Here is a 25,758-nt window from a genome sequence, read left to right on the forward strand (position 1 = left end):
CACTTCGGGGTTAAACGTGGCCAACAAAGACCAGTACAGCAAGCCACAAACACCGGAGCACAATGTTTGCTCTTGCTGTTACAAAATCTGACCGGCCATGCTGTAGGAAGTTTCCATCAGTGAACAATTCTTCATGCGCGGGCAGCGCTGCGGGTCTGGGCAGCGTTACGCAAGGCCGCGATGACCGAGGGCTCCACGCGCCCTTCCGCGATTTTGATATCGCGCAGCAAGCAGTCCACTACGTCCACCAGCACGCGCTTATCCATCAATTGGGCGCGGTCGACTTCACGCTCGACGACGATAGCGCCAGCAGGATTCTTCACCGTCACCAAGCACTCGTCCTGAACACCCGCGGTGGTCAGCGTAACCTGATAAGGGCTCAGTGCTTCTTCGAGCAATAGGCTGATACTTTCCATCTCGATCACCACTCAATAGTTCGGGAACAATCGTTTCAACGGGAGCTGCATCTATCCTAAGTGACTGGTTGTTACGTAGGAAAGTTCGCTTTTTCGTCTTTATAGGCCCGTCAGGGGATGACGAGAACCAGCATGCACTTGCAACATGACAACGAAAAAACGGCCGCACATAAGTGCTTACGCAATGAGTGGCTGTTTTGGGGTTTGCAGACGCCGGGGCGCAGAGCGAATCCTATACGCGTTGAGTGTTTTTCACTGCGCCGCGCAGGCGAGAGCGCATATCAAAAGGCCCTTATTGCGAAGGATGAACATGATGCTGGAACACAATGAACAACAAGCCTCGATCGAGAAAATTCACGCAGACATATCACGTATCTATGCTGAACAGCGCAAGTTCAACGCTGAAGTCCACAAGATAACCCGTGAAGTCTTCTGGTACCCCGTAGGCATCGCGATAGGCTTCTTCACAGCCGTAGGTACGGTAATGGCCCTGGCACATAAGCTGCTTACGTAGACCGTCGTTTAATCGGGCCTGCCAAAAAAACAAAAAACGCCGCTGCCCCAAGGAAGGGACAGCGGCGTTTTTGTGTACGCGGTTTGCCTTACAACGGCTTGCCCCGGTTGCCATGCTGGCTGACAAACGCCTGCACGGCTTTCAAGTCATTGGCCAACACCGTGCAACGCTCTTCACGTTCGAACAGGTCGGTCAGGTGCACCGGCAGCTCCAGCGCTTTGCCAACACCAGCCTTCTCCACCGCTTCGGGGAATTTGACCGGGTGGGCAGTGCCCAGGATCACCATCGGGATATCCAGGCTGCGACGACATTCGCGGGCGGCCTTCACACCGATGGCGGTGTGCGGGTCGAGCAGCTCGCCGGTCTCGGCATAGACTTCGGCAATGGTCTCGCAGGTCTGAGCATCGTCCACGGCCAGGGAGTCGAAGAGCTTGCGGGTTTCGGTCCAGCGCTCTTCATCCACGCTGAAACCGCCACCGCTCTTGAAGGTGTCCATCAAGCCGGCAATCGCCGAGCCGTTGCGACCGTGCATGTCGAACAGCAGACGCTCGAAGTTCGACGAAACCATGATGTCCATGGACGGCGACAGGGTCGCGTGCAGGGTTTCCTTGACGTACTGATTGCCGCTCATGAAGCGGTGCAGGATGTCGTTGCGGTTGGTGGCGACGATCAACTGGTTGATCGGCAGGCCCATGTTGCGCGCCAGGTAGCCGGCGAAGATGTCGCCGAAGTTGCCGGTCGGCACCGAGAACGACACCGAGCGCGCCGGGCCGCCCAACTGCAGGGAGGCGTGGAAGTAGTAGACGATCTGGGCCATGATCCGCGCCCAGTTGATCGAGTTCACCGCAACTAGGCGTGTGCCTTTCAGGAAGCTCTGGTCAGCGAAGCTGTTCTTGACCATTTCCTGGCAGTCGTCGAAGTTGCCTTCGATGGCGATGTTGTGGATGTTCTCACCAAAGATGGTGGTCATCTGGCGACGCTGCACTTCGGACACACGCTTATGCGGGTGCAGGATGAAGATGTCGACGTTTTCGCAGTGCTTGCAGCCTTCAATCGCCGCCGAGCCGGTGTCACCGGAGGTCGCGCCGATGATCACCACGCGCTCGCCGCGTTTCTCCAGCACGTAGTCCAGCAAACGACCGAGCAGTTGCAGGGCGAAGTCCTTGAACGCCAGGGTCGGGCCGTGGAACAGCTCCAATACCCACTCGTTGCCGTTCAGTTGGCGCAACGGCGCGATGGCGCTGTGGGAAAACACACCGTAGGTTTCTTCCAGGATCTTCTTGAAATCCGCATCCGGAATGCTGCCGGTGACGAACGGGCGCATCACCCGGAACGCCAGCTCGTGGTACGGCAGGCCGGCCCAGGAGGCGATTTCTTCCTGGGTGAAGCGTGGCAGGTTTTCCGGCACGTACAGGCCGCCGTCGGTGGCAAGGCCTGCCAGCAGGACGTCTTCGAAATTCAGGGCCGGTGCCTGGCCGCGGGTACTGATATAACGCATGACTGGCTCCTCTAAAACATTCTCGAACAGAGGCCGCCGAACGCGCGGGGCCCCTGGAACAATCGGTTAGTTCAGGTGTTCGACACGAATACGCACGACCGGGCCGACGACGCCTTGCAAGGCTTCCAACGCGGTGATGGCATCGTTGATGTGCTGCTCAAGCACGCGGTGGGTCAGCAGGATCATCGGCACCTGGCCGTTTTGCTCCTCGACTTCCTTCTGCATGATCGACTCGATGTTGATACCGCGCTCGGACAGGATGCTGGCGACCTGGGCCAACACGCCCGGATGATCCTTGGCCTGGATGCGCAGGTAGTAGGCGCTTTCGCACGCTTCGATCGGCAGGATCGGATGGGCCGACAGCGAATCCGGCTGAAAGGCCAGGTGCGGTACGCGGTTTTCCGGGTCGCTGGTCATGGCGCGAACCACGTCCACCAGGTCGGCGATCACCGAAGAAGCGGTCGGCTCCATGCCGGCGCCGGCGCCGTAGAACAACGTGGAACCGGCAGCATCACCATTGACCATCACCGCGTTCATCACGCCGTTGACGTTGGCGATCAGGCGATCAGCCGGGATCAGCGTCGGGTGCACACGCAGCTCGATACCGGCCGGGGTGCTGCGCGCTACACCGAGGTGCTTGATGCGATAGCCCAGGGCTTCGGCGTAGTTCACGTCGGCGGTAGTCAGCTTGGTGATGCCTTCGGTGTAGGCCTTGTCGAACTGCAGCGGGATACCAAAGGCGATGGACGCCAGGATGGTCAGCTTGTGGGCGGCGTCGATACCTTCCACGTCGAATGTCGGGTCGGCTTCGGCGTAGCCCAGCGCCTGGGCTTCGGCCAGCACGTCTTCGAAGGTACGGCCCTTCTCGCGCATTTCGGTAAGGATGAAGTTACCGGTGCCGTTGATGATGCCGGCCACCCAGTTGATACGGTTGGCGGACAGGCCTTCACGGATCGCCTTGATTACCGGGATACCACCGGCCACGGCGGCTTCGAACGCCACGATCACGCCCTTCTCGCGGGCCTTGGCGAAGATCTCGTTGCCGTGCACGGCGATCAGCGCCTTGTTGGCAGTGACCACGTGCTTGCCGTTCTCGATGGCCTTGAGCACCACCTCACGGGCTACGGTGTAGCCGCCCACCAGCTCAATGACGATATCGATCTCAGGGTTGGTGGCCACGGCGAAGACATCGTTGGTAATCGCAATACCGGTCGTTTCGAACTGAGGCTTTGGCGAACGCGTGGCAATTTGCGCCACTTCAATCCCACGCCCTGCACGGCGGGAAATTTCTTCAGCATTACGCTGAAGTACGTTGAAGGTGCCGCCACCGACGGTCCCTAATCCACAGATGCCTACTTTGACCGGTTTCACTGAAGAACTCCCCATGAAACGGCCGACGCAAGGTCGGCCGTGGAAAACAGCCGCACGACTGCGGCTTTCAATTGATGGCCCGTCGACTTATCAACGGGCCATGATCGTCAAAGGTTCGACGATGCTGGTTTATTTGGCACTCAGCGCCAGTTTGGCAACTTGTGGTGCCGGCTGGTAGCCCGGAATCACCTGGCCGTCAGCCAAAACGATGGCCGGCGTACCGTTCACACCGATGGACTGGCCCAGGGCGAATTGCTTGGAGACCGGATTGGCGCACTTGGCAGCCTTGATTTCCTTGCCGTCGACCATCTTGTCCATGGCCGCTTTCTTGTCGGCCGAGCACCATACGGCTTGCAACTGCTCGTCACCCGGCGAACCCAGGCCCTGGCGCGGGAACGCAACGTAGCGAACTTCCACACCGAGCTTGTTCAGCGCTGGCACTTCGGCGTGCAGCTTGTGGCAGTACGGGCAGGTGGTGTCGGTGAACACCGTGATGTGGGTCTTGGTCTCGCCAATGGCCGGGTAAACTACGGTTTCAGCCACTGGGATACCATTGATCAGCTTGGACACGCCCAGACGCTCGGCTTTCTCGGTCAGGTTGACCGGCTTGCCGTCCTTGAGCTGAAACAGGTAGCCCTGAACGATGTACTGGCCGTCGGCACTGGCGTACAGCACGCGGCTGCCCTTGAGCTTGACTTCATACAGGCCGGCCATCGGGCTGGCGCTGATGCTTTCGATCGGGGTGTCGAGCTGCAGGTTGGCCAGGCTCTTGCGGATGGTCTGCTCGGCAGCGTCATCAGCGACGGCAAAGGTGGAAACCAACGCAATGGCTGCGGCGGCAATAATCTGGGTCAAGCGCATGGGAACTCCTGAAGGCAGATGCAGGGACGGGAAGGAACACCGCTATCTCAGTAGACACGGGCCGGCACCGTCACCTTTGCTAACCGGCAAAGCCTACCACAGTTGGGCCGCAGGGCAGCCCGTGGCGGTATAAATTGGCGGTTTTCAGCCTCGTGGGTGGTGCTTGGCGTGCATATCCTGCAATCGCGCGCGCGCCACATGGGTGTAGATCTGGGTGGTGGATAAGTCGCTGTGCCCGAGCAGCATTTGCACCACGCGCAAATCCGCGCCGTGGTTGAGCAAATGGGTGGCAAATGCATGGCGTAACGTATGGGGCGACAGGCTCTTGCCAATCCCCGCGACCTTGGCCTGGTGCTTGATGCGATGCCAGAACGTCTGGCGGGTCATTTGCTCACCGCGCTGGCTGGGGAACAACACATCACTGGGACGGCCGCCGAGCAACTCGCCACGGGCATCGCGCATATAGCGCTCGACCCACACAATCGCCTCCTCCCCCATCGGCACCAGCCGCTCCTTGCTGCCCTTGCCCATCACCCGCAGTACGCCCTGACGCAGGTTGACCTGCTCCAGCGTCAGGCTGATCAACTCGGTGACCCGCAGGCCACAGGCATACAAGACTTCCAGCATGGCGCGGTCGCGCTGGCCGATAGCCTCGCTGAGGTCGGGCGCGGCAAGCAGAGCATCGACATCGGCTTCCGACAAGGACTTGGGCAAAGGCCTACCGAGCTGCGGCATATCGACCTGCAGCGTCGGGTCCAGGGTGATGAGTTTTTCCCGCAGCAGATAGCGATAAAAGCCACGTACACCGGAGAGAAATCGCGCAGTGGAACGCGGCTTGTAATTCTGCTCCAGGCGCCAGGCCAAGTGATCGAGGATCAGCTCGCGGCCAGCATTGATCAATTCAAGGTTTTTATCCTGCAACCAGCCGTTGAACAGGGCAAGGTCGCTGCGGTAGGCCTGACGGGTGTTGTCCGACAGGCCCTTTTCCAGCCAGAGGGCGTCGAGGAAGCGGTCGATCAGGGGGTGGTCAATGGCAGGCATGAGGGCTCGGGCAAAAATAATGTGGCGTCTGTTAGATCCTATCGTGGGCAAGCCCACTCCCACACTTGTTTTGTATCGCCCCCGCTATTTTGTGTCCGATAAAGATCAAATGTGGGAGGGGCTTGCCCCGATGGCCGCGACTCGGTCTGAATCAGTCAACAAACCCTGGCAACACCGGCACCGGGCGCTTGTCGGCGTCAATCGCGACAAAGCTGAACACGCCCTGGATCGCCTTCTCGCGGCCATCGGCACTCATGCTCTCAACGAACACCTCAACCTCCACCTTGAGGCTGGTGTTCCCTACCTTGATAACCCGCCCGATGAGTTCAACGATAGAGCCCGCCGGGATGGCGTGATTGAAGTCGATGCGGTCAGTGGAGACCGTCACCAACGGCAAACGACAGAAGCGCGTGGCGGTGATGAACGACACTTCATCCATCCAGGCCAACGCGGTGCCGCCGAACAGGGTGTTGTGGTGGTTGGTGGTGGGCGGGAATACGGCCTTGGTCACGTGGGTCACGGACAGATCGGTGCGACGCTGGATTTCTTCGGGGCGGGTGGTCATGGACAAATACCGGGGAATGGACAAATTTCAGGCACAAAAAAGCAGCCCGTAGGCTGCTTCTTTCTGCATCGGGAAGCTGGACTTAAGCCAGTTTTTCCTTGATGCGAGCTGCTTTACCGGACAGGTCACGCAGGTAGTACAGCTTGGCTTTACGTACGTCACCGCGACGCTTGACGGCCATGCTGTCGATTTGCGGGCTGTAGGTCTGGAAAGTACGCTCTACGCCAACACCGTTGGAGATTTTACGAACAGTGAAAGCACTGTTCACACCACGGTTACGCTTGGCAATTACCACGCCTTCGAACGCTTGCAGACGCGAACGGTCGCCTTCCTTCACTTTCACCTGAACGACAATAGTGTCGCCCGGGGCAAAGGTAGGGATCTCTTTGGTCATCTGCTCTGCTTCGAGTGCAAGGATGATTTTGTTAGTCATGCTGTGCTCCTAAGGTAAGTCAATGGACCTACCATCGATACGTTGTTAACTATCGTCCCGCGCGAGGATGTATTCCTCGAGCAGCTTCTTCTCTTCTCCAGAAAGCGAGCGGCTTTCCAGAAGATCGGCGCGTCGTTCATAGGTCCGACCAAGGGACTGCTGTAAACGCCAACGCCGGATGTGTGCGTGATTGCCACTTAGCAATACGTCGGGAACACGCTGATCCGCATACACCTCCGGTCGGGTGTAGTGCGGGCAATCCAGCAAACCGTCCGTGAAGGAGTCTTCCTCCGCGGAGTCCGCATGCCCTAAAGCTCCAGGCAGCAGTCGTGTAACCGCATCTATCAGGACCATCGCCGGCAGCTCACCGCCAGACAGGACATAGTCCCCAATCGACCACTCTTCATCGACATGAGCTTCAATAAATCGCTCGTCAATGCCTTCATAGCGACCGGCAATCAGGATTAATGCTTCCTCATTCGCCATGTCGCGTACCGCAGCCTGTTTCAGCTGACGGCCTTGAGGGGACAGGTAAATTACCTTCGCCTTCTCCCCGGCAACTGCCTTGGCCTGAACCAACGCGTCTTCCAGGGGCTTGATCTTCATCACCATGCCCGGGCCACCGCCAAATGGGCGATCGTCCACAGTGTGATGTCGATCCGTCGTGTAGTCTCGCGGGTTCCAACAGGTAAGCTGCAAGAGCCCCTGTTTCACCGCCCGACTGGTGATGCCGTACTCGCTGATGGCGGAAAACATCTCGGGAAACAAACTGATCACTTCAATGCGCAAATTAGCCACGCTTAGAAGTCCGCGTCCCATTCCACCTTCATCTCGCCCGCTACCAGGTCGATAGCCAACACACACTGCTCCGTATAGGGCAGCAGGCGTTCGCGATCATCCAGGCTGCCAGCGCAAGGCTTGACCACCATTACATCATTGGCGCCGGTTTCCAGAAGATGATCGATTTTCCCGAACAATTGCCCGAGTTGATCAATAACCTTCAGACCTTCCAGCTGGTACCAGTAGTACTCGCCGTCGGTCAATTCAGGGAACAGGTTGCGCGGCACGCAGATCTCATAACCAGCCAGAAGACGAGCTTCTTCACGATCATCAAGACCCTTGAGCTTCGCGACCAGGAACTTATCGCTCCCGCGTCCGCTGACCAGCTCGACCTGTTTCACACTCCCTTCGCGCCTGAGCGTCCAGGTTTTGTACTGCAACAGGTTTTCAGTCGGATCAGTAAAGGAATACACCTTCACTTCGCCGCGAACGCCATGAACAGAATAAATCTTGCCGATAACGATCAAATCATCAGCAACAGCTGGCGTCGCGTTCATATTGCTCAGGCTGCGGCCTTAGCCGAGTCCTTCAACAACTTAGCAACACGCTCAGACGGTTGTGCACCAACGCTCAGCCAGTAGGCTACGCGCTCTTGGTTCACGGACAGACGGACTTCTTGACCACGAGCGATCGGGTTGAAGAAGCCTACTTGTTCCTTGTGAGAGCCGTCACGTGGGTTGCGGCTGTCAGTTACGGTCAAGTGGTAAAACGGGCGCTTTTTGGAGCCGCCAAGGGCAAGACGGATTGTTAGCATGTGAACATCGTTCCTGTAGTCGGTGCTGCAAATCTAAATGCACAGCGGGCATAGGTGCCCGAAAGGCCGCATATTCTAAGGAATATCCGGACTTTTGCAAATGTCTTTTTCTGGCGCCTATCAGCGTGCCATTCAGATCTGCTAGAGAGCCGTCGGTTAAAACGGCAGGTCAGCCCCCGCCAACGGCGGGTTTGCTGGAGATCCCACATCCCTGTGGGTCGGAGCAGGGGCACGCCCCCGCTCGAATTCTTTACATTTTCGGCATGCCGCCGCCGGGCAACATACCGCCCATGCCGCGCATCATCTTGGCCATTCCGCCTTTGGCGGAGAATTTCTTCATCATCTTCTGCATCTGCTTGTGCTGCTTGATCAAGCGACCGATGTCCTGCACCTGGGTGCCGGAGCCCATGGCGATCCGACGTTTGCGCGAACCGCTGATCAGCTCAGGGTCGCGGCGCTCGGCCGGGGTCATGGAGTTGATGATGGCCTCCATCTGCTTGAACTGCTTCTCTGCCGCGCCCTGGGCATTGCCCATTTGCGCCAGGTTCACACCGCCGATATTCGGCAGCTTGTCCATCAGGCCGCCGAGGCCGCCCATGTTCTTCATTTGTTGCAGCTGGTCACGGAAGTCTTCGAGATCGAAGCCCTTGCCCTTCTTCAGCTTCTTGGCCAGTTTATCGGCCTTGTCCTTGTCGAGGGTCGCTTCGGCCTGCTCGATCAGGCTGAGTACGTCGCCCATGCCAAGGATACGCGAGGCGATACGCTCAGGGTGGAACGGTTCGAGCGCTTCGCTCTTCTCGCCCATACCGATGAACTTGATCGGCTTGCCAGTGATGGCACGCACCGACAGCGCAGCACCGCCACGGGCGTCGCCGTCGACCTTGGTGAGGATCACGCCGGTCAGCGGCAGTGCATCACCGAAAGCCTTGGCGGTGTTGGCCGCATCCTGACCGGTCATGGCGTCGACCACGAACAGCGTCTCGACCGGGTTGATCGCGGCATGCAACGCCTTGATCTCGCCCATCATCTCTTCGTCGATGTGCAGGCGACCGGCGGTATCGACGATCACGACATCAATGAACTTGAGCTTGGCTTCTTTAATAGCCGCGTTGGCAATGTCGACCGGCTTCTGGCTCAGGTCGGACGGGAAGAAGGTCACGCCGACTTCGCCCGCCAGCATTTCCAACTGTTTAATGGCCGCCGGACGGTATACGTCGGCCGACACCACCATGACAGACTTCTTCTTGCGCTCTTTAAGGAAGCGCGCCAGCTTGCCGGCGGTGGTGGTTTTACCCGCACCCTGCAGGCCCGCCATCAGCACGACGGCCGGTGGCACGGCGCTGAGGTTCAGGTCTTCGTTGGCAGCGCCCATCAGGCTTTCGAGTTCGGCCTGGACGATCTTCACAAAAGCCTGGCCCGGCGTCAGGCTGCGGGACACTTCGGTGCCCACTGCGCGCTCTTTGACCGAGTTGACGAAGTCCTTGACCACAGGCAAGGCCACGTCGGCTTCCAGCAACGCCATGCGTACTTCACGCAGGGTGTCTTTAATATTGTCCTCGGTCAGCTTGGCCTTGCCGGTTACGTGGCGCAGCGTCTGCGAGAGACGGTCAGTCAAGTTTTCAAACATGCGCGATCCTTTCAGGCCCCATTCATCGAAATGCATTGGTAGACCGAGGTAATGACGGCCCAGGCTGTGGTAAATCGCTATTAAAAACAGCGCTCGGCGAGCCTGCGGCGTGGGCAGGTCGCGGATTATAGCGAAGACTGCGCCCATGCACACCCGCTGTCTGGTCCTGGAGTCTTTCGTGGAACGCAGGTGTATGCCAAACTCAGCGCCTTTCGGGCTTGTCTATCAGGATTTATGGTCCCCTTGTCACCCAGTTTGCTACCCAGCCTCGCCGCCGCCATTTTGTATGCCGCTGCGACCCTCTATCAGGGCACTCGTCTTGCCCAAGGCACCAAGGCAGACAAACGCCTGCTGGTCGGCCTCGGCGTCCTCGCCCTGCTGGCCCATGCCGCGAGCCTGTTTACCCACCTGATGACGCCGGTTGGCCTGGGCCTGGACTTTTTCAGCGCCGCCAGCCTGATCGCTGCTGCGGTCATTGCCCTGACGCTGATGGCCTGTTATCGGATTCCCGTCGAGAACCTGTTGGTCCTGCTCTTCCCGTTGGGCGTGCTGACGGTGCTGCTGGCACAATTCGCCCCCACCGGCACCGTGCAGGTGATCGACGAAGAACCCGGCATTCTCGCGCATATCCTGTTGTCGATCCTGGCCTACGGCATGTTCACCATCGCGGTGTTCCAGGCCCTGCTCCTGCTGTTGCAAGACCATCAGCTCAAGCACAAGCACCCTTCCGGCCTGATCAAGAATTTCCCGCCGCTGCAAACCATGGAAAGCCTGCTGTTCGGTTTTCTGTGGGCCGGCTGGACACTCCTCTCGCTGTCGCTGATTTCCGGCTGGCTGTTCGTGGAGAACCTGTTTGCCCAGCATCTGGTGCACAAAACCCTGCTGGCGTGCCTGGCCTGGGTGGTGTTCAGCGTGTTGCTGTGGGGCCGCAACCGCCTCGGCTGGCGTGGGCACAAGGCGATCCGCTGGACCCTGGCCGGTTTCTGCCTGCTGATGCTGGCCTATTTCGGCAGCAAGCTGGTTCGCGAATACATCCTGCATATCTGACGGGCAGCAATCATGGATAACCTGCCCTTAGGGCCGATGCTCGCAGTAATCGCCTTGCTGGTGTTATGGGCCGGGCTGTTTACCGCCATTGAAGCGGCACAACACCACTTGCTCGCCCTGCGCCCCGGTACACGCCAGGGTGATAAAGCGGCCGCCCGCCTGAACTTCCCGCGTAACAGCCTGATCCTGTGCAACAGCCTGTGTCGCGCCGCTGTGGTGATTCTCTGCACGCTGCTGGCGATCTATGCCTGGGCGCTGAATGGTCCTTGGCTCGGCTGGCTGATTTCCTGCGTACTCCTGCTGGTGCTGGCCGATTACCTGCCTCGCGCCCTGGCTATCCGCCATCCGCACGCGGTGCTGGGCTTTGGCAATACGTTGCTGGGCGTGCCGTTGAAAATCCTCTACCCCGCAGCCTGGCTGCTCAATGGCATCAGCCTGCTGTTGTTGCGCCCGTTTGCACGAAAATCCGGCGCGGTGAAAAAGAGCGACGAGCCTCTGCCCGGTCACGATCACGATGACGAACCCGAGCCCGATGCCGACCACACCCCTCGCATGCCCGGCATCCACGCCTTGGACAACATCACCGTCAATGACATCCTGGTGCCCCGCAGCGAAGTGGACGGCATCAACCTCGACGACTCGATCGAAGCCATCATCGAACAGCTGCGCATCTCGCCACGCACACGCCTGCCGGTGTTTCACAGTGATATCAACCAGGTCCAGGCCGTGCTCAATACCCGGCAGGTCAAGCATCTGCTGCCCGACGCCAGCCTGACCAAAGAGGCGCTGCTCGCCGCCTGCCACGAACCCTACTTCGTCCCGGAAAGCACGCCTCTGCAACTGCAACTGCTGAACTTCCACAAACAGCAGCGACGTCTGGGCATGGTGGTGGATGAGTATGGCGAAGTGCTGGGCATCGTGACCCTTGAGGACATCCTCGAAGAAATCGTCGGTGAATTCGAAAGTGAACAGGGCACGGACAACCCGCATATCGAAGCGCAACCCGATGGCCGCTACATCATTGATGGCGCCGCCTCGATCCGCGAACTGAACAAGAGCCTGGGCTGGCACCTGCCCAGCGACGGCCCCAAGACCCTCAACGGCCTGGTGACCGAAGCGCTGGAGACCATTCCGGATTGCGCGGTGTGCCTGAAAATCGGCCGCTACCGCCTGGAAATCCTTGAAACCGAGGACAACCGCGTGGCCAAGGTGCTGATCTGGCACACCAGCCGGATACCCGTCGCCGCGTAACTGCCTGACGGTAAACAGCCCCCTCCCACATTTTGATTTGCGGCGTGTCGGCTCTTGTTGTAATTCCAGACCCCTTCCTATAATCCCTGCGGCTTACCCAAGCTTCGCCCGACCGCGTACAACCCTGATCCACGGGTGTTCGACCAATAATAATCCGCGTCCAAACGCGCAATGACTGTCAGGGATAACTCAATGAGCACCACCTATAACGAGGCCGCGACCGCCGCCCCGACCAACTCGACTGCACGGGTCGCCACGGCGAGCATCGTCGGCACCGCCATCGAGTTCTACGACTTCTATATCTACGCCACCGCCGCAGCCCTGGTGATCGGCCCGGTGTTCTTCCCGCAGACCTCCGGCACCGCGCAAATGCTGGCGTCGTTCCTGACTTTCGGCATCGCCTTCATCGCCCGGCCACTGGGCTCGGCGCTGTTCGGCCACTTTGGTGACCGTATCGGCCGCAAGTCCACGTTGGTGGCCTCGCTGCTGCTGATGGGCGTGTGCACGACGCTGATCGGCTTGCTGCCGGGCTACGACACCATCGGGGCCTGGGCACCGATCCTGTTGTGCGTGCTGCGCTTCGGCCAAGGCCTTGGGCTGGGCGGGGAATGGGGCGGCGCGGCACTGCTGGCCACCGAGAACGCTCCGAAAGGCAAACGCGCCTGGTTCGGCATGTTCCCGCAGCTTGGCCCATCGATCGGGTTTCTGGCGGCCAACGGCCTGTTCCTGATCCTGGCCATGAGCCTTGACGACGAGCAATTCCGCAGTTGGGGTTGGCGCATCCCGTTCATTCTCAGCGCCGCGCTGGTGATGGTCGGCCTGTATGCACGGTTGAAGCTGCATGAAACCCCGGTGTTCGCCAACGCCGTGGCCAAGGAAAAACCGGTCAAGGTGCCGCTGGTGGAATTGTTCAGCCAGCATTGGCTGCCCGTACTGCTGGGCGCCGCGTCGATGGTGGTGTGCTATGCGCTGTTCTATATCACCACGGCGTTTTCCCTGAGCTACGGCGTGTCGACCTTGGGCTACAGCCGCGAAACCTTCCTTGGCCTGCTGTGCTTCGCGGTGCTGTTCATGGGGTTGGCCACACCGCTGGCAGCCTTGGCCAGTGATCGCTATGGACGCAGGCCGGTGCTGATCGTCGGCGCGATTCTCGCCATCCTGTCCGGCTTCACCATGGAACCCTTGCTGACCCACGGTTCGACCTGGGCCGTGGCGCTGTTCCTGGCGCTGGAGCTGTTCCTGATGGGTGTGACCTTCGCGCCGATGGGCGCGATGCTGCCGGAACTGTTCCCGACACGCGTGCGTTATACCGGGGCTTCGGCGGCGTATAACCTGGGTGGGATTGTGGGCGCTTCGGCGGCACCGTTTTTCGCGACCAAACTGGTGGCGATGGGCGGGCTGAGTTATGTCGGCGGGTATGTGTCGGCGGCAGCGTTGCTCAGCTTGATTGCTGTGCTGTGCCTGAAAGAGACTCGGGATAATGATTTGAACAAGGTGGCCTGATAGACCGCTATCGGGGGCAAGTCGAATCGTCGCACCGCCCCCGATGCTTTTAGAGCTCTACCACAACAGCCTGGGAAGCCCGGGTGGCCTTGGCCCGAGCCGCTTCAATCGACTCATCCCGCGCCAACGCCACGCCCATGCGGCGCTGGCCATTCACTTCTGGCTTACCAAACAGACGCAACGCCGTGTCCGGTTCGCTCAGTGCCGCGCCGAGGTTGGCAAAGGCGGTCTGCGTCGATTGCCCTTCCACCAGAATCACCGCTGACGCCGAAGGCCCGAACTGACGGATCAGCGGGATTGGCAGGCCCAGGATGGCGCGTGCGTGCAGGGCAAACTGCGACAGATCCTGAGAAATCAAGGTCACCAGACCGGTGTCGTGCGGGCGCGGCGACACTTCGCTGAACCACACCTGATCACCCTTGATGAACAATTCCACACCAAACAGACCGCGACCACCCAAGGCCTCGGTCACGGCTTTGGCAACCCGCTCGGACTCAGCCAAGGCAACCGGGCTCATGGCCTGAGGCTGCCAGGACTCTTGATAATCGCCCTTCTCCTGACGGTGACCGACCGGCGCGCAGAAGGTGGTGCCGCCGACGTGACGCACGGTCAGCAGAGTGATTTCGTAGTCGAAGTCGATAAACCCTTCGATGATCACGCGGCCTTTGCCAGCACGCCCGCCTTCCTGGGCGTAATCCCAGGCTTTCTGCACGTCGTCAGCGCTGCGCAGCAGGCTCTGGCCCTTGCCCGACGAACTCATCACCGGCTTGACCACACACGGGAAGCCCAGGTCCTGGACAGCCTTGCTGTAGTCTTCGAAGGTGTCGGCGAAGTGGTACGGCGAGGTCGGCAGATCCAGCTCTTCAGCAGCCAGGCGACGAATGCCCTCACGGTTCATGGTCAGCAGCGCTGCACGGGCGGTAGGGATCACGGTGAAACCTTCGGCTTCCAGTTCCACCAGCGTACCGGTGGCGATGGCTTCGATTTCCGGCACGATGAAGTGCGGCTTCTCGGCTTCGATCACTGCACGCAGGGCAGCGCCGTCGAGCATGTTGATCACATGGCTGCGATGCGCCACTTGCATGGCCGGCGCGTTGGCGTAGCGATCCACGGCAATCACTTCAACGCCCAGGCGTTGCAGCTCGATTACCACTTCCTTGCCCAGCTCACCGCAGCCACACATCAATACGCGGGTCGCGGTTGGCGACAATGGAGTTCCGATTCGGGTCATCTCAGGTCCTCAGGGGAGCGGATCATGGGGAGAAAGGCCGGCATTTTACATGAACTGTAAAAATTGGCCTCAGTTGGCGACGGCGCGCTTGCGAATGCGCCAGGCCATGATCAACCAGACCGCCGTCACACCGGCGAATTTCGAGGCCAGGGCGGTGCCCACCACTGCGGGCGTCAGGGCACCGATCAGGCCGAAGAAGATAAACGTATCGAGGGGAATGCTCAGCGCCGAACTTATCCACAGGCGATCGTGGAGTGGGCGCTTGGTGATGCTGAACACCAGCCAGTCGATGCATTCGGACACCGCGAAAGCCGTGGCACTGGCCAGGGCGATGGCCGGGTCGGAAGTGACATAGGACAGCACCAGCGCCGCCAGCATGGCGACGATCGCACCATGGCCGAAGCGGGTTTGCACCATGTCGCGCAGGATGAAGACCAGCCCACCCCAGGCGGACCAGATTACGTCCAGGTGCGGGGCGGTGGAGAAGGCGAAGTTGATCAGCACGACGCTGCTGATGTAGGCGATCAGGAAGAGCATGGGGCGAGGGACCTGTGAACAAGGGGCACAGGGTACTTCACATTTGGAAATATGTCGTCTGGGAGGGCCTCATCGGGGGCAAGCCCCCTCCCACATTTTGATCTGTGAATACATTCAATTGTGGGAGGGGGCTTGCCCCCGATGGCGATCTATCAGGCGCCGGATTTACCAGGAACCATAAACACCAACCCACTCGCCACCGCCCGCTCATGGCACAACCCCAGCACCACCCGGCGCTCGGTGTTATCCATACGACTCCAACGCGTAATCTCATCCACCGTCCGCTGGCAGCCAGTGCAGATATCATCATCGTCCAGCGCGCAAATGCTCACGCACGGCGAGGCGACGGGGCGTTCAGTCGGGTTCATTCTGACTGCTCGGCCAGGTCACGGGCATACCGCTGCGAGTTATGCACATAGTGCGCGGCGCTGGCTTCGAGCATGCGCTTCTGCGCGTCCGTCAACTCGCGCACCACTTTGCCCGGCGAGCCCATTACCAGCGAACCGTCGGGAATTTCCTTGCCTTCGCCGATCAGCGAATTGGCGCCGATGATGCAGTGCTTGCCGATTTTCGCGCCGTTGAGGATCACCGCATTGATGCCGATCAGGCTGTAATCGTCCACGGTGCAGCCGTGCAGCATGGCGTTATGGCCAATGGTCACGCCGGTGCCCAAGGTCAGCGGGAAGCCCATGTCCGTGTGCATCACGCTGCCGTCCTGCACGTTGCTGTTCTTGCCGATCAGGATCAGTTCGTTGTCGCCACGCAATACCGCGTTGAACCAGACATTGGCGCCCTCCTCCAGCTTGACCTTGCCCACCAGCGTGGCATTGGGTGCCACCCAGCTGTTGGGGTGCGTCTCGACGCGGGCGTCGCCCAGGCGGTATTTCATGGTGTGTCCTCACGGCTCGCCATTCAAACGATGGCTTTAGATATTGATGAAGCTTTTAGGCGGCTGGTGCAGGCTGATCTGGGCGTCGTCATAGAGCAGGTTGATCAGCTCGACGATCATGATCGCCGTCAGCCCCCAGATCTTGTACTCGCCAAACCGATAGCTGGGCACGTACCAACTGCGCCCCTGGTAATCGATTCTGTGGGTATGTTCACGCGGATCCTGTCGGAAAAAATCCAGGGGCACGCTGAACACGGCGGCGATTTCGGCATCGTTGGCCAGGTACTCGACGTAATCGGGGATCACACCGACATAAGGCGTGACGCGAATACCGTGCAGGGAAATCAGGGGGCTCAACGGGCCAATCACTTCGACCAGGCCGGGCGGCAGGCCGATTTCCTCTTCGGCCTCACGCAGGGCGGTAAAAATCAGGTCCGGGTCTTCGGGGTCTCGGCGACCGCCGGGAAACGCCACTTCGCCACCGTGGGTCGACAGGCCGCTGGCGCGCAGGGTCAGGATCAGCTCAGGTTCGTCACTGCGGGTAATCGGCACCAGCACCGCGGCCTCGGGGAAACGCCCGTCGGTTTCCAGCGTATGGGGGGTGTGGTTGCTTACCCGGCGAAGTAGCTCGTCCAGCATGAGTCATCTCGGTCTGTTGGCTACCAAGCATCATGCACCAAAGCGGGCGGGCGCCCAACCCCAAAACCCGGTGGGTGTCGCTAAACGACAACTTGCAGGCCCCCGCCCGCCACGCCAAGATAGGCGCACTTTCCAGGAACCCCAGCATGAAATTCTGCAGCCAGTGCGGCAAACCGGTGTCCCAACGCATTCCCGAAGGCGACGGGCGCCTGCGTTTTGTGTGTGATCACTGCTCGACCATTCACTACCAGAATCCCAATATCGTCGCCGGGACCGTACCGGTGTGGGGCGACAAGGTGCTGTTGTGCCGCCGCGCCATCGAGCCGCGCCTGGGTTACTGGACCTTGCCCGCAGGCTTTATGGAAAACGGCGAGACCGTCGAACAGGCCGCCACCCGCGAAACCCTGGAAGAAGCCTGCGCCCGCGTGCGCAACCTGGCGATCTACACCCTGATCGACGTGCCGCACATCAACCAGGTGCATATCTTCTACCGCGCCGAGCTGGTCGACCTGGACTACGCTGCAGGTCCCGAAAGCCTTGAAGTGCAGCTGTTCGACGAAGCCGACATCCCTTGGTCCGAGCTGGCTTTCCGCACGGTGGCACGTACCTTAGAATGCTTTTTCGCTGACCGCCGCGAACAGTCCTACCCGGTGCGCAGCGAGGCTGTGCCGCCGATGGGCAAGCCCGCCCAATAATAATCCGGCATCAAGGGAAATCGTTTCAATGCGTTGGTTGCTTGCTCTGCTCTGCCTGTCGTTCGCCACGCTGTCGCCGGCTTCCACCGTGGAGACCCTGGGCGGCAAAACCGTCGAAAAAGTCCTGGTGCTCAAGTCCGCCCATCAGTTGCAACTGATCAACGACGGCAAACCCTTCAAGACCTACCGCATTTCCCTGGGCAAAAACCCCAAGGGCCACAAGCTGATCGAGGGCGACCGCCGCACTCCGGAAGGCCTGTACTGGATCGACTGGCGCAAGACCAGCGAGCGCTTCAACCTGGCCATGCACATCTCCTACCCCAATATCAGCGACGCCGCCCGCGCACGCCGCGAAGGGGTGAAGCCCGGCAGCATGATCATGATCCACGGCACCCCCGACACCGAAGACTACCCGGAACAGTGGTTCCACACCCTGGACTGGACCGACGGCTGCATCGGCATGCGCAACGTCGACATGCGTGAAGTCTGGACCCTGGTCAAAGACGGCACCCTGATCGAGATCCGGCCGTAATCAGCGACCGCTCGTAAAATAATTCAAAAAAAACCCCCGCCTCTCACAACGCCTGCCGGTGAATACCAGTTCACCGCGCGGGCTGCGCTTTTCTGCGCGCCATAAAGACCTCTCTAATACCACTTAAGACCAAGCCCCGTTATAGGGCCCAGAAAGCCGTATCTGCACCGTTTTGGCAGGATTGACATGGTATTTAAGTGGTATTAATTTTCGGCCAATACCGGGCGACAACACTCCAATAACGCATCGGAAACCTGACAGATGAATCCCATCCTGGCCCTACGCCCAGACGACAAGCAATCCACGCCGCTGTACCTGCAATTGGCCCGCAAGCTCGAAGCCGCCATTCATGCCGGCGAGTGGAAGTCCGAACAGGCACTGCCGTCGGAACGCGTCCTCAGCGAGCAGTTGAGCATCTCGCGGGTCACCGCCCGCAAGGCGCTGGAAGTGTTGTTTGCCCAAGGCCTGATCCGCCGCAGCCAGGGCTCCGGCACCTTTATCACTCCACGCCTGGAGCAGCCGCTGTCGCGCCTGTCGGGCTTCAGCGAGATGTTGCGCCTCAAGGGCTTTGTGCCCAGCTCACAATGGCTGGAACGCGACATCACCCCGCCGACCCACGAAGAACTGATCCGCCTGGCCCTGTCGCCCACCGACAAAGTGGCGCGCCTCAAGCGTTTGCGTAAAGCCGACGACACCGTCATGGCCATTGAGATGACCACCCTGCCCGCCTCGGTGCTGCCGCAACCGCAAGCCATCGGCAGCTCGCTGTACGAGTACCTGGAAAGTATCGGCAAGCCCATCGTGCGTGCCCTGCAGCACATCCAGGCGGTCAACGCCTCGGACGAGTTCGCCGCCCTGGTGGGCATCGCCCCCGGCACCGCCATGCTGCTGATGACCCGCGTGGGCTACACCGCCGACAACACGCCGATCGAGATCACCGACACCTACTGCCGCAACGATTACTACGACTTTGTCGCAGAGCTGCGTCGATACGACTTTGCCGCCGAGTTGCGGCCTTAGAGAACTGCCCATGTCCGAAGACAATATCCTCACGCCCCACGGCTGGATTCGCGGCCGCCTGGTGCACCACGAAGGCAAGGTCAGCGCCGTCGAAGGTGTGCCTTGCGATCCGGCCGACAACGACCTGCCCTACTTGCTGCCGGGTTTTATCGACCTGCATGTGCACGGTGGCGGCGGCAAGGACATCATGGAAGGCATCGACGCCTTCGAGACCATCACCCGCACCCATGTGCGCTTCGGCACCACCTCGCTGCTGGCCACCACCATGACTGCCCCGGTCGAGGAAATCTCCCGGGTGCTCGGTGAACTCGGCCAGTTCTGCGAACACCGCCCGGCCGGCAGCGCCCGTGTACTGGGCGTACACCTGGAAGGTCCCTACATCAATCCCGGCAAACTTGGCGCGCAACCCAACTTCGCCCACACCGCATTGATGGCCGAGGTCGAGGAATATTTGCGCCTGGCACCGATCCGGGTAATCACCATTGCCCCGGAAATCGCCGGCCATGACGGCCTGATCCGCGCCCTCAGCCAACGCGGCGTGCGCATGCAAATCGGCCACACCCTGGGCAGCTATGAAGAAGGCGTCGCCGCCCTGGCTGCCGGCGCGACCAGTTTCACCCATTTGTACAACGCCATGAGCCCGCTGCATCACCGCGAGCCGGGCATCGTCGGCGCGGCATTGGCCCATGCGACCTACGCAGAACTGATCCCGGACCTGCTGCACGTGCACCCCGGCGCCATGCGCGTGGCCCTGCGCTCGATCCCGTGCCTGTACTGCGTCACCGACTCCACCGCCGCCGCCGGCATGCCCGACGGTGAGTACAAGCTGGGCAGCCACACCGTGACCAAATGCCTGGGCGGCGTACGCCTGGCCGACGGCACCCTGGCCGGCAGCACCCTGACCATGGATCAGGCGCTGCGCAACCTGGTGAAGATCGGCCTGCCTGTCAACGAAGCCTCACAGCGCCTGTCGCAATTTCCGGCGGACTATCTGGGCCTGGAACAACGCGGCCGCCTGCAGCCCGGCAGCTTTGCCGACTGCGTACGCCTGGACCGCTCCCTGCACCTCACCGACGTAATGGTCGAAGGAGAAACCATTGACTTCAAAAATGCTTGAAGAGGCCCTGGCCTCCTGTGAGGCCGTCGCGGCGCAACTGCATGGCCTGAACCCGATACTCGAAGAGATCGCCGGACGCCTGCGCCGCCAGCCGCCGCAAGTGGCGATGACCATCGCCCGTGGCAGCTCGGACCACGCCGCCAGCTACTTCGCCTACCTGGCCATGCAGCACGTGGGCGTTCCGGTGGCGTCGTTGCCGATGTCCGTGGTGACGCTGTCCCAGGCGCCGCTGAAGGTCAGCGGTCAGGTGGCTTTCGGGTTCTCCCAGTCGGGTCAGAGCCCGGACCTGGTCAACAGCCTGCGCCTGCTGCGCAAGCGCGGGGCCTTGAGTGTGTCGATGGTCAATGCCGAAGACTCGCCCCTGGAAGCCGCCTGCGAATTCCATGTGCCACTGTGCGCAGGTCCCGAGCGCAGCGTGGCCGCGACCAAGAGCTTTATCGCCACCTTGAGCGCCAGCGCCCAGTTGGTCGGCCATTGGAATCACGAAGACGGCCTGCTCGACGCCTGCGATGCCTTGCCCGCCGGCCTGCGCGAAGCGGCGACTCAGGACTGGAGCCTGGCCATCGACGCCCTGCGCGACTGCCAACGCCTGATGGTCATCGGCCGTGGCGCCGGGTTTGCCATCGCCCAGGAAGCCGCGCTCAAACTCAAGGAAACCTCGGCGATCCAGGCCGAAGCCTTCAGCAGCGCCGAAGTGCGCCACGGCCCGATGGCGTTGATTGATGACAACTACCCGCTGCTGGTATTCGCCCCACGCGGCGCCGAACAGCCGGGCCTGCTGACCCTGGCCGCGGAAATGCGCCAACGTGGGGCCCGAGTACTGCTGGCCGCGCCCGACGATATCGCCGAACGCGACCTGACCTTGAGCCGCGCCGAACACCCGGCCCTGGACCCGATCCTGGCGATCCAGAGCTTCTATGTGATGGCTGCAGGTTTGGCCCAGGCCCGGGGCATGGACCCGGACCAGCCCCGTCACCTGAGCAAAGTCACTCGCACCCATTGAGTTGATTTCCGTCGTTTCCTGATGAGTACCGTGCCCATGCCCGACAATAATAATGACCTCACCCTCAGCGCCCCTCTTAGCGGACCGGTGCTGACCCTGGGCAACGTTCCAGATGAAGTGTTCGCCAGTGGTGCCATGGGCGACGGGATTGCCATTGACCCCCTCAACGACTGCCTGCATGCGCCGTGCGCTGGCGTGGTGATCCATGTTGCCCGTACCGGCCACGCCCTGACCATCCGCGCCGACAATGGCGCCGAAGTCCTGCTGCACGTGGGTATCGACACCGTCGAACTGCAAGGCGAAGGCTTCGCCTTACTGGTCAAGGAAGGTACGCGGGTCAGCAACGGGCAAGCCCTGGTGCGCTTTGACCTGGACCGCATCGCCCGCCAGTGCAAAAGCCTGGTCAGCCTGATCATTCTCACCAATGGCGAACAGTTCGAAGTGCGCCCGGTGGCGTTGAATACTGTGAAGGTCGGCGAGGCATTGCTGCGCATCGTCGCGCGTCAGGCTGGCGCCGTGCAGGCTGCGGTGGCCGACAACTCCCAGGCACATGCCAGCGCCAGCGTGCGCATCACCCATCGCGGCGGCCTGCATGCGCGCCCCGCCGCCCTGATCCGCAAGACCGCCCAAGGCTTCAGCAGCCAGTCGCAGCTGCATTTCGCCGGTAAATCGGCGTCGTGCGCCAGCCTGATAGGGTTGATGGGCCTGGGCATCGGTGAGCAGGACGAGGTACAGGTCACCTGCCAGGGCAAGGATTGTGATGCGGCGTTGCAGGCACTGGTCGCAGCGTTATCCGTTGCCACCCACGAAGAAGTGCACGCCCCGGTGATCGTCGCGGCGCGCCCGCTCAATACCGAAGCGGGCGTATTGCAGGGTGTCTGCGCAGCCCCCGGCCTGGTCTGCGGGCCGCTGTTCCGGCTCAACACCATCGAGCTGCCGCAGGACCCGGGTAACCATGCGCGTGATGAACAACTGCAACACCTGAACAGCGCCCTGGAACGGGTACGCGGCGAAATCCGCAATACCCTGGAGCACGCCCGCCAGCGCAAGGCCATCGAGGAAGAAGAGATCTTCTCCGCCCATCTGGCGCTGCTGGAAGACCCGACACTACTGGACGCCGCCACTGGCGCCATTGGACAAGGTAGCGCCGCCACCCATGCCTGGCGCAATGCAATCCAGGCCCAATGCGCGGTGTTGCTGGGTTTGGGTAAACCCTTGTTTGCCGAGCGCGCCAACGATCTGCGGGATTTGCAGCAACGAGTATTGCGCGCACTGCTGGGCGAGGCCTGGCAATTTGAGTTGCCCGCTGGCGCCATTGTCGTCGCCCATGAACTGACTCCCTCGGACCTGCTGCAACTGAGCGCGCAAAACGCGGCCGGCATCTGCATGGCCGAAGGCGGCGCCACCTCCCACGTGGCGATACTGGCCCGGGGCAAAGGTTTGCCGTGCGTAGTGGCATTGGGCGGCGAAGTGCTGGATGTACCGCAAGGCCAACGGGTGGTGCTGGACGCTGCCCATGGCCGCCTTGAACTGCACCCTGACGAGGCACGACACGCCGAAGTCCATCAGATCCGCGATGCGCAAAAGCTCAAGCGCCAGCAGCAACAGACCCTCGCCCGGACGCCGGCCCAGACCCTCGACGGCGTGGGTGTCGAAGTCGCCGCCAATGTGGCCTCCAGCAGCGAAGCACAGCTTGCCTTTGCAAACGGCGCCGACGGCGTTGGCCTGCTGCGCACCGAATTCCTGTTCGTTGACCGCCACACCGCGCCCGATGAACAGGAACAGCGCCTGGCCTATCAGGCCGTGCTGGATGCCATGGGCGACAAGTCGGTGATCATCCGCACCATCGACGTCGGCGGCGACAAGCAACTCGATTATCTGCCGTTGCCCGCCGAGGCCAACCCGGTGCTGGGCCTGCGCGGTATCCGCATGGCCCAGGTGCGCCCGGAACTGCTCGACCAGCAACTGCGCGCCCTCCTGCAGGTCAGCCCGCTGCAACGCTGCCGGATCCTGTTGCCGATGGTCAGCGAAGTCGACGAGTTGCTGCACATCCGCCAGCGCCTGGATGAGCTATGTGCCGAACTGGAACTGACCCAACGCCCGGAACTGGGGGTGATGATCGAAGTACCGGCCGCCGCGCTGATGGCCGAACAACTGGCCGAACATGCGGATTTTCTGTCCATCGGCACCAATGACCTGTCGCAATACACCCTGGCCATGGACCGTGACCACGCCGGCCTGGCCGCCCGGGTCGATGCGCTGCACCCGGCGCTGTTGCGCCTGATTGCCCAGACCTGCGCAGGCGCGGCGAAGCATAGCCGGTGGGTCGGTGTGTGTGGCGCCCTGGCCTCCGACCCGCTGGCCACTCCCGTGCTGGTTGGCCTCGGGGTGCGCGAGCTGTCCGTGAGCCCGCCACAAATTGGCGAAATCAAGGATCGCGTGCGCCATCTGGACGCCGCGCAATGCCGGCAACGGAGCCAGGAATTGCTCAACCTGAGCAGCGCCAAGGCCGTTCGCCAAGCCTGTCACCGCCACTGGCCATTGAGCTGACAACAACAAGAAAAAGGAGACTCGCCATGTACCAACTGTTTATTGAAGGCCTGCAACGCCTGGGCCGTGCGCTGATGCTACCCATCGCGATCCTGCCGATTGCCGGCCTGCTGCTGCGCCTGGGTGACACCGACCTGCTGAACATCGCGGTGATGCACGATGCCGGGCAGGCGATCTTCGCCAACCTGGCGCTGATCTTCGCCATCGGTATCGCCGTGGGTTTCGCCCGCGACAATAACGGCACGGCCGGGCTGGCCGGGGCGATCGGTTACCTGGTGATGATCTCGACGCTCAAGGTGATGGATACCACCATCAACATGGGCATGCTCGCCGGTATCGTCAGCGGCTTGATGGCCGGCGCGCTGTACAACCGCTTCAAGGACATCAAGCTCCCGGAATACCTGGCGTTTTTTGGCGGGCGACGGTTTGTGCCGATTGTCACGGGGTTCAGTGCGGTCGGGCTGGGGGTAATCTTTGGGCTGATCTGGCCGCCGATCCAACACGGTATCAATAGCTTCGGCGTGTTGCTGATGGAAAGCGGCAGCCTCGGTGCGTTTATTTTTGGTGTGTTCAACCGCTTGCTGATCGTCACCGGCCTGCACCATATCCTCAACAACATGGCCTGGTTTGTGTTCGGCAGTTTCACTGACCCGGCGACAGGCGCGGTGGTGACCGGCGACCTGACCCGCTATTTTGCCGGCGACCCGAACGGCGGCCAGTTCATGACCGGCATGTTCCCAGTGATGCTGTTCGGCCTGCCCGCCGCGTGCCTGGCGATGTACCGCCACGCGTTGCCGGAGCGCCGTAAAATCATGGGCGGGATTTTCCTGTCGATGGCCCTGACATCGTTCCTCACGGGGGTGACCGAACCCATCGAATTTGCGTTCATGTTCCTCGCGCCGTTCCTGTTCCTGCTGCACGCGCTGTTGACCGGCCTGTCGATGGCCGTCACCAACCTGCTGGACATTCACCTGGGCTTCACCTTCTCCGGCGGCTTCATCGACATGGTGCTGGGCTGGGGCAAATCCACCAACGGCTGGCGGGTGGTGCCGGTCGGCGTGGCGTATGCACTGATCTACTACAGCGTGTTCAGCTACTGCATCCGCCGCTTCAACCTCAAGACGCCAGGACGCGAAGACATCGTCGTCGCACAGGCGCAAACCATGACCGACAACCAGCGCGCCAGCGCGTATATCAGTGCGTTGGGCGGTGCAGAAAATTTATTGAGCGTCGGTGCTTGCACGACACGGTTGCGTTTGGACCTGGTTGATCGCAACAAAGCGGCAGACACGCAACTGAAAGCGCTGGGCGCCATGGCAGTGGTACGGCCAGGCAACGGTGGCAGTTTGCAAGTGGTGGTCGGGCCGATGGCGGACAGCATTGCGGATGAGATCCGACTGGCCATGCCGTCGTTTGCCGCGACTGCGCCCGTGGCGGTTGCGCCTGTGGATAAGCCGGTCGAGGTGAACGTGCGGGAAGCCGAAAAATGGCTGGATGCCTTGGGTGGCCGGGCGAATGTGCGCCAGTTGGAAGTGGTGGCGATGACGCGCTTGCGGGTGGAGTTGGCAGATGACTCAGGCTTGTCTGAAGCTGATCTCACTGCGCAGGGCTGCCTGGGTGTACGCCAGCTAGACAGCGGTGTCTGGCACCTGTTGATGGGTGACAAGGCACCCGGATTGGGTCAAGCGCTGGAACGACTGGTCAAGTGCCAGGCCTGAAGCGGTAGTGGCTGCAGGCTAGCGCCCAGGCCTGGCCCACCTATATACCGCCCACCGCCAACCCAGCTTTTCCATGCTGACGACTCTACTCCTCAGCATGGAAAAC

Annotated in this window: 27 protein-coding genes; 11 read left to right on the plus strand and 16 right to left on the minus strand. The window is 61.0% G+C overall.

What is annotated here, in order from left to right:
* Positions 1 to 131: 131 nt before the first annotated feature.
* Positions 132 to 416, minus strand: a complete 285-nt coding sequence (locus tag AOA60_RS17815; RefSeq protein ID WP_099585568.1) for a DUF3509 domain-containing protein — start codon at positions 414 to 416, stop codon at positions 132 to 134.
* Positions 417 to 729: 313 nt separating this feature from the next.
* On the opposite strand from AOA60_RS17815, the gene AOA60_RS17820 reads away from it, so the two are divergent.
* Entirely contained in the window at positions 730 to 930 is a 201-nt protein-coding gene (locus tag AOA60_RS17820; RefSeq protein ID WP_099585569.1) for a hypothetical protein, read from the plus strand.
* Between the two features lie 88 nt (positions 931 to 1,018).
* Here the strand turns inward: AOA60_RS17820 and thrC are convergent, their stop codons facing one another.
* The 10 genes from thrC to ffh all read right to left on the minus strand — a co-directional run bounded on the left by thrC (position 1,019) and on the right by ffh (position 9,920).
* Positions 1,019 to 2,428, minus strand: coding sequence for a threonine synthase (thrC, locus tag AOA60_RS17825; RefSeq protein ID WP_099585570.1), 1,410 nt, complete (start codon positions 2,426 to 2,428; stop codon positions 1,019 to 1,021).
* Positions 2,429 to 2,494: 66 nt separating this feature from the next.
* Positions 2,495 to 3,799 (minus strand): homoserine dehydrogenase, encoded by a 1,305-nt coding sequence (locus AOA60_RS17830; protein ID WP_099585571.1) that lies wholly within the window; start codon positions 3,797 to 3,799, stop codon positions 2,495 to 2,497.
* Between the two features lie 129 nt (positions 3,800 to 3,928).
* Positions 3,929 to 4,660, minus strand: coding sequence for a thioredoxin fold domain-containing protein (locus AOA60_RS17835; protein ID WP_003175893.1), 732 nt, complete (start codon positions 4,658 to 4,660; stop codon positions 3,929 to 3,931).
* 144 nt (positions 4,661 to 4,804) lie between these two features.
* Entirely contained in the window at positions 4,805 to 5,701 is an 897-nt protein-coding gene (xerD, locus tag AOA60_RS17840; RefSeq protein WP_099585572.1) for a site-specific tyrosine recombinase XerD, read from the minus strand.
* A 151-nt stretch (positions 5,702 to 5,852) separates the two neighbouring features.
* Complete coding sequence (locus tag AOA60_RS17845) at positions 5,853 to 6,266, minus strand: acyl-CoA thioesterase (RefSeq protein ID WP_099585573.1); 414 nt, start codon at positions 6,264 to 6,266, stop codon at positions 5,853 to 5,855.
* 82 nt (positions 6,267 to 6,348) lie between these two features.
* Positions 6,349 to 6,699 carry a 50S ribosomal protein L19 gene (rplS, locus tag AOA60_RS17850; RefSeq protein WP_003175895.1) on the minus strand — a complete coding sequence of 117 codons (351 nt, stop codon included), beginning with the start codon at positions 6,697 to 6,699 and terminating at the stop codon, positions 6,349 to 6,351.
* Between the two features lie 45 nt (positions 6,700 to 6,744).
* A complete protein-coding gene (trmD, locus tag AOA60_RS17855) occupies positions 6,745 to 7,518 on the minus strand; it encodes a tRNA (guanosine(37)-N1)-methyltransferase TrmD (RefSeq protein WP_178075373.1) in 774 nt (257 codons plus the stop codon).
* The gene (rimM, locus tag AOA60_RS17860) at positions 7,500 to 8,036 is read right to left on the minus strand and encodes a ribosome maturation factor RimM (protein WP_099585574.1); all 537 of its coding nucleotides are present in this window, start codon (positions 8,034 to 8,036) and stop codon (positions 7,500 to 7,502) included. The genes trmD and rimM overlap by 19 nt, the downstream gene beginning before the upstream one ends.
* 5 nt (positions 8,037 to 8,041) lie before the next feature.
* Positions 8,042 to 8,293, minus strand: a complete 252-nt coding sequence (rpsP, locus tag AOA60_RS17865) for a 30S ribosomal protein S16 (RefSeq protein ID WP_003238923.1) — start codon at positions 8,291 to 8,293, stop codon at positions 8,042 to 8,044.
* Between the two features lie 250 nt (positions 8,294 to 8,543).
* Positions 8,544 to 9,920: a signal recognition particle protein gene (ffh, locus tag AOA60_RS17870; protein ID WP_003193965.1), complete on the minus strand. Its 1,377-nt coding sequence runs from the start codon at positions 9,918 to 9,920 to the stop codon at positions 8,544 to 8,546.
* A 243-nt stretch (positions 9,921 to 10,163) separates the two neighbouring features.
* Between ffh and AOA60_RS17875 the strand changes: the two genes are divergently transcribed.
* The 3 genes from AOA60_RS17875 (at position 10,164) to AOA60_RS17885 (ending at position 13,721) form a co-directional block, all read left to right on the plus strand.
* Complete coding sequence (locus AOA60_RS17875) at positions 10,164 to 10,967, plus strand: inner membrane protein YpjD (protein WP_177411576.1); 804 nt, start codon at positions 10,164 to 10,166, stop codon at positions 10,965 to 10,967.
* Between the two features lie 12 nt (positions 10,968 to 10,979).
* Positions 10,980 to 12,218 carry a transporter associated domain-containing protein gene (locus AOA60_RS17880; protein WP_099585576.1) on the plus strand — a complete coding sequence of 413 codons (1,239 nt, stop codon included), beginning with the start codon at positions 10,980 to 10,982 and terminating at the stop codon, positions 12,216 to 12,218.
* Between the two features lie 192 nt (positions 12,219 to 12,410).
* Complete coding sequence (locus tag AOA60_RS17885) at positions 12,411 to 13,721, plus strand: MFS transporter (RefSeq protein WP_099585577.1); 1,311 nt, start codon at positions 12,411 to 12,413, stop codon at positions 13,719 to 13,721.
* A gap of 49 nt (positions 13,722 to 13,770) precedes the next feature.
* Here AOA60_RS17885 and purT read toward each other — a convergent pair whose 3' ends face one another.
* The 5 genes from purT to AOA60_RS17910 all read right to left on the minus strand — a co-directional run bounded on the left by purT (position 13,771) and on the right by AOA60_RS17910 (position 17,017).
* Positions 13,771 to 14,952, minus strand: a complete 1,182-nt coding sequence (gene purT / locus AOA60_RS17890) for a formate-dependent phosphoribosylglycinamide formyltransferase (protein WP_099585578.1) — start codon at positions 14,950 to 14,952, stop codon at positions 13,771 to 13,773.
* A 69-nt stretch (positions 14,953 to 15,021) separates the two neighbouring features.
* On the minus strand, positions 15,022 to 15,489 hold the full coding sequence (locus AOA60_RS17895; protein ID WP_099585579.1) for a VUT family protein: 468 nt from the start codon (positions 15,487 to 15,489) through the stop codon (positions 15,022 to 15,024).
* A 152-nt stretch (positions 15,490 to 15,641) separates the two neighbouring features.
* Positions 15,642 to 15,857, minus strand: a complete 216-nt coding sequence (locus AOA60_RS17900) for a DUF1289 domain-containing protein (RefSeq protein ID WP_099585580.1) — start codon at positions 15,855 to 15,857, stop codon at positions 15,642 to 15,644.
* Complete coding sequence (locus AOA60_RS17905) at positions 15,854 to 16,378, minus strand: gamma carbonic anhydrase family protein (protein WP_099585581.1); 525 nt, start codon at positions 16,376 to 16,378, stop codon at positions 15,854 to 15,856. The genes AOA60_RS17900 and AOA60_RS17905 overlap by 4 nt, the downstream gene beginning before the upstream one ends.
* Positions 16,379 to 16,414: 36 nt before the next feature.
* A complete protein-coding gene (locus AOA60_RS17910) occupies positions 16,415 to 17,017 on the minus strand; it encodes a CoA pyrophosphatase (RefSeq protein WP_033898592.1) in 603 nt (200 codons plus the stop codon).
* A gap of 146 nt (positions 17,018 to 17,163) precedes the next feature.
* Here AOA60_RS17910 and AOA60_RS17915 point away from each other — a divergent pair, with 146 nt between their 5' ends.
* The 7 genes from AOA60_RS17915 to nagE all read left to right on the plus strand — a co-directional run bounded on the left by AOA60_RS17915 (position 17,164) and on the right by nagE (position 25,652).
* Positions 17,164 to 17,712: an NUDIX hydrolase gene (locus AOA60_RS17915; protein WP_099585582.1), complete on the plus strand. Its 549-nt coding sequence runs from the start codon at positions 17,164 to 17,166 to the stop codon at positions 17,710 to 17,712.
* 28 nt (positions 17,713 to 17,740) lie between these two features.
* The gene (locus AOA60_RS17920; protein WP_099585583.1) at positions 17,741 to 18,244 is read left to right on the plus strand and encodes a murein L,D-transpeptidase family protein; all 504 of its coding nucleotides are present in this window, start codon (positions 17,741 to 17,743) and stop codon (positions 18,242 to 18,244) included.
* A gap of 261 nt (positions 18,245 to 18,505) precedes the next feature.
* Positions 18,506 to 19,264, plus strand: a complete 759-nt coding sequence (locus AOA60_RS17925; protein ID WP_099585584.1) for a GntR family transcriptional regulator — start codon at positions 18,506 to 18,508, stop codon at positions 19,262 to 19,264.
* A 10-nt stretch (positions 19,265 to 19,274) separates the two neighbouring features.
* On the plus strand, positions 19,275 to 20,381 hold the full coding sequence (gene nagA / locus AOA60_RS17930; RefSeq protein WP_099585585.1) for an N-acetylglucosamine-6-phosphate deacetylase: 1,107 nt from the start codon (positions 19,275 to 19,277) through the stop codon (positions 20,379 to 20,381).
* On the plus strand, positions 20,362 to 21,384 hold the full coding sequence (locus AOA60_RS17935; protein ID WP_099585586.1) for an SIS domain-containing protein: 1,023 nt from the start codon (positions 20,362 to 20,364) through the stop codon (positions 21,382 to 21,384). The genes nagA and AOA60_RS17935 overlap by 20 nt, the downstream gene beginning before the upstream one ends.
* 36 nt (positions 21,385 to 21,420) lie before the next feature.
* A complete protein-coding gene (gene ptsP, locus AOA60_RS17940; protein WP_099585635.1) occupies positions 21,421 to 23,934 on the plus strand; it encodes a phosphoenolpyruvate--protein phosphotransferase in 2,514 nt (837 codons plus the stop codon).
* 26 nt (positions 23,935 to 23,960) lie between these two features.
* The gene (nagE, locus tag AOA60_RS17945; RefSeq protein ID WP_099585587.1) at positions 23,961 to 25,652 is read left to right on the plus strand and encodes an N-acetylglucosamine-specific PTS transporter subunit IIBC; all 1,692 of its coding nucleotides are present in this window, start codon (positions 23,961 to 23,963) and stop codon (positions 25,650 to 25,652) included.
* Positions 25,653 to 25,758 lie beyond the last annotated feature (106 nt).

Origin of the sequence: Pseudomonas sp. 2822-17 (assembly GCF_002742485.1) — a bacterium.
GTDB classification, from domain to species: Bacteria; Pseudomonadota; Gammaproteobacteria; order Pseudomonadales; family Pseudomonadaceae; genus Aquipseudomonas; species Aquipseudomonas cyclaminis.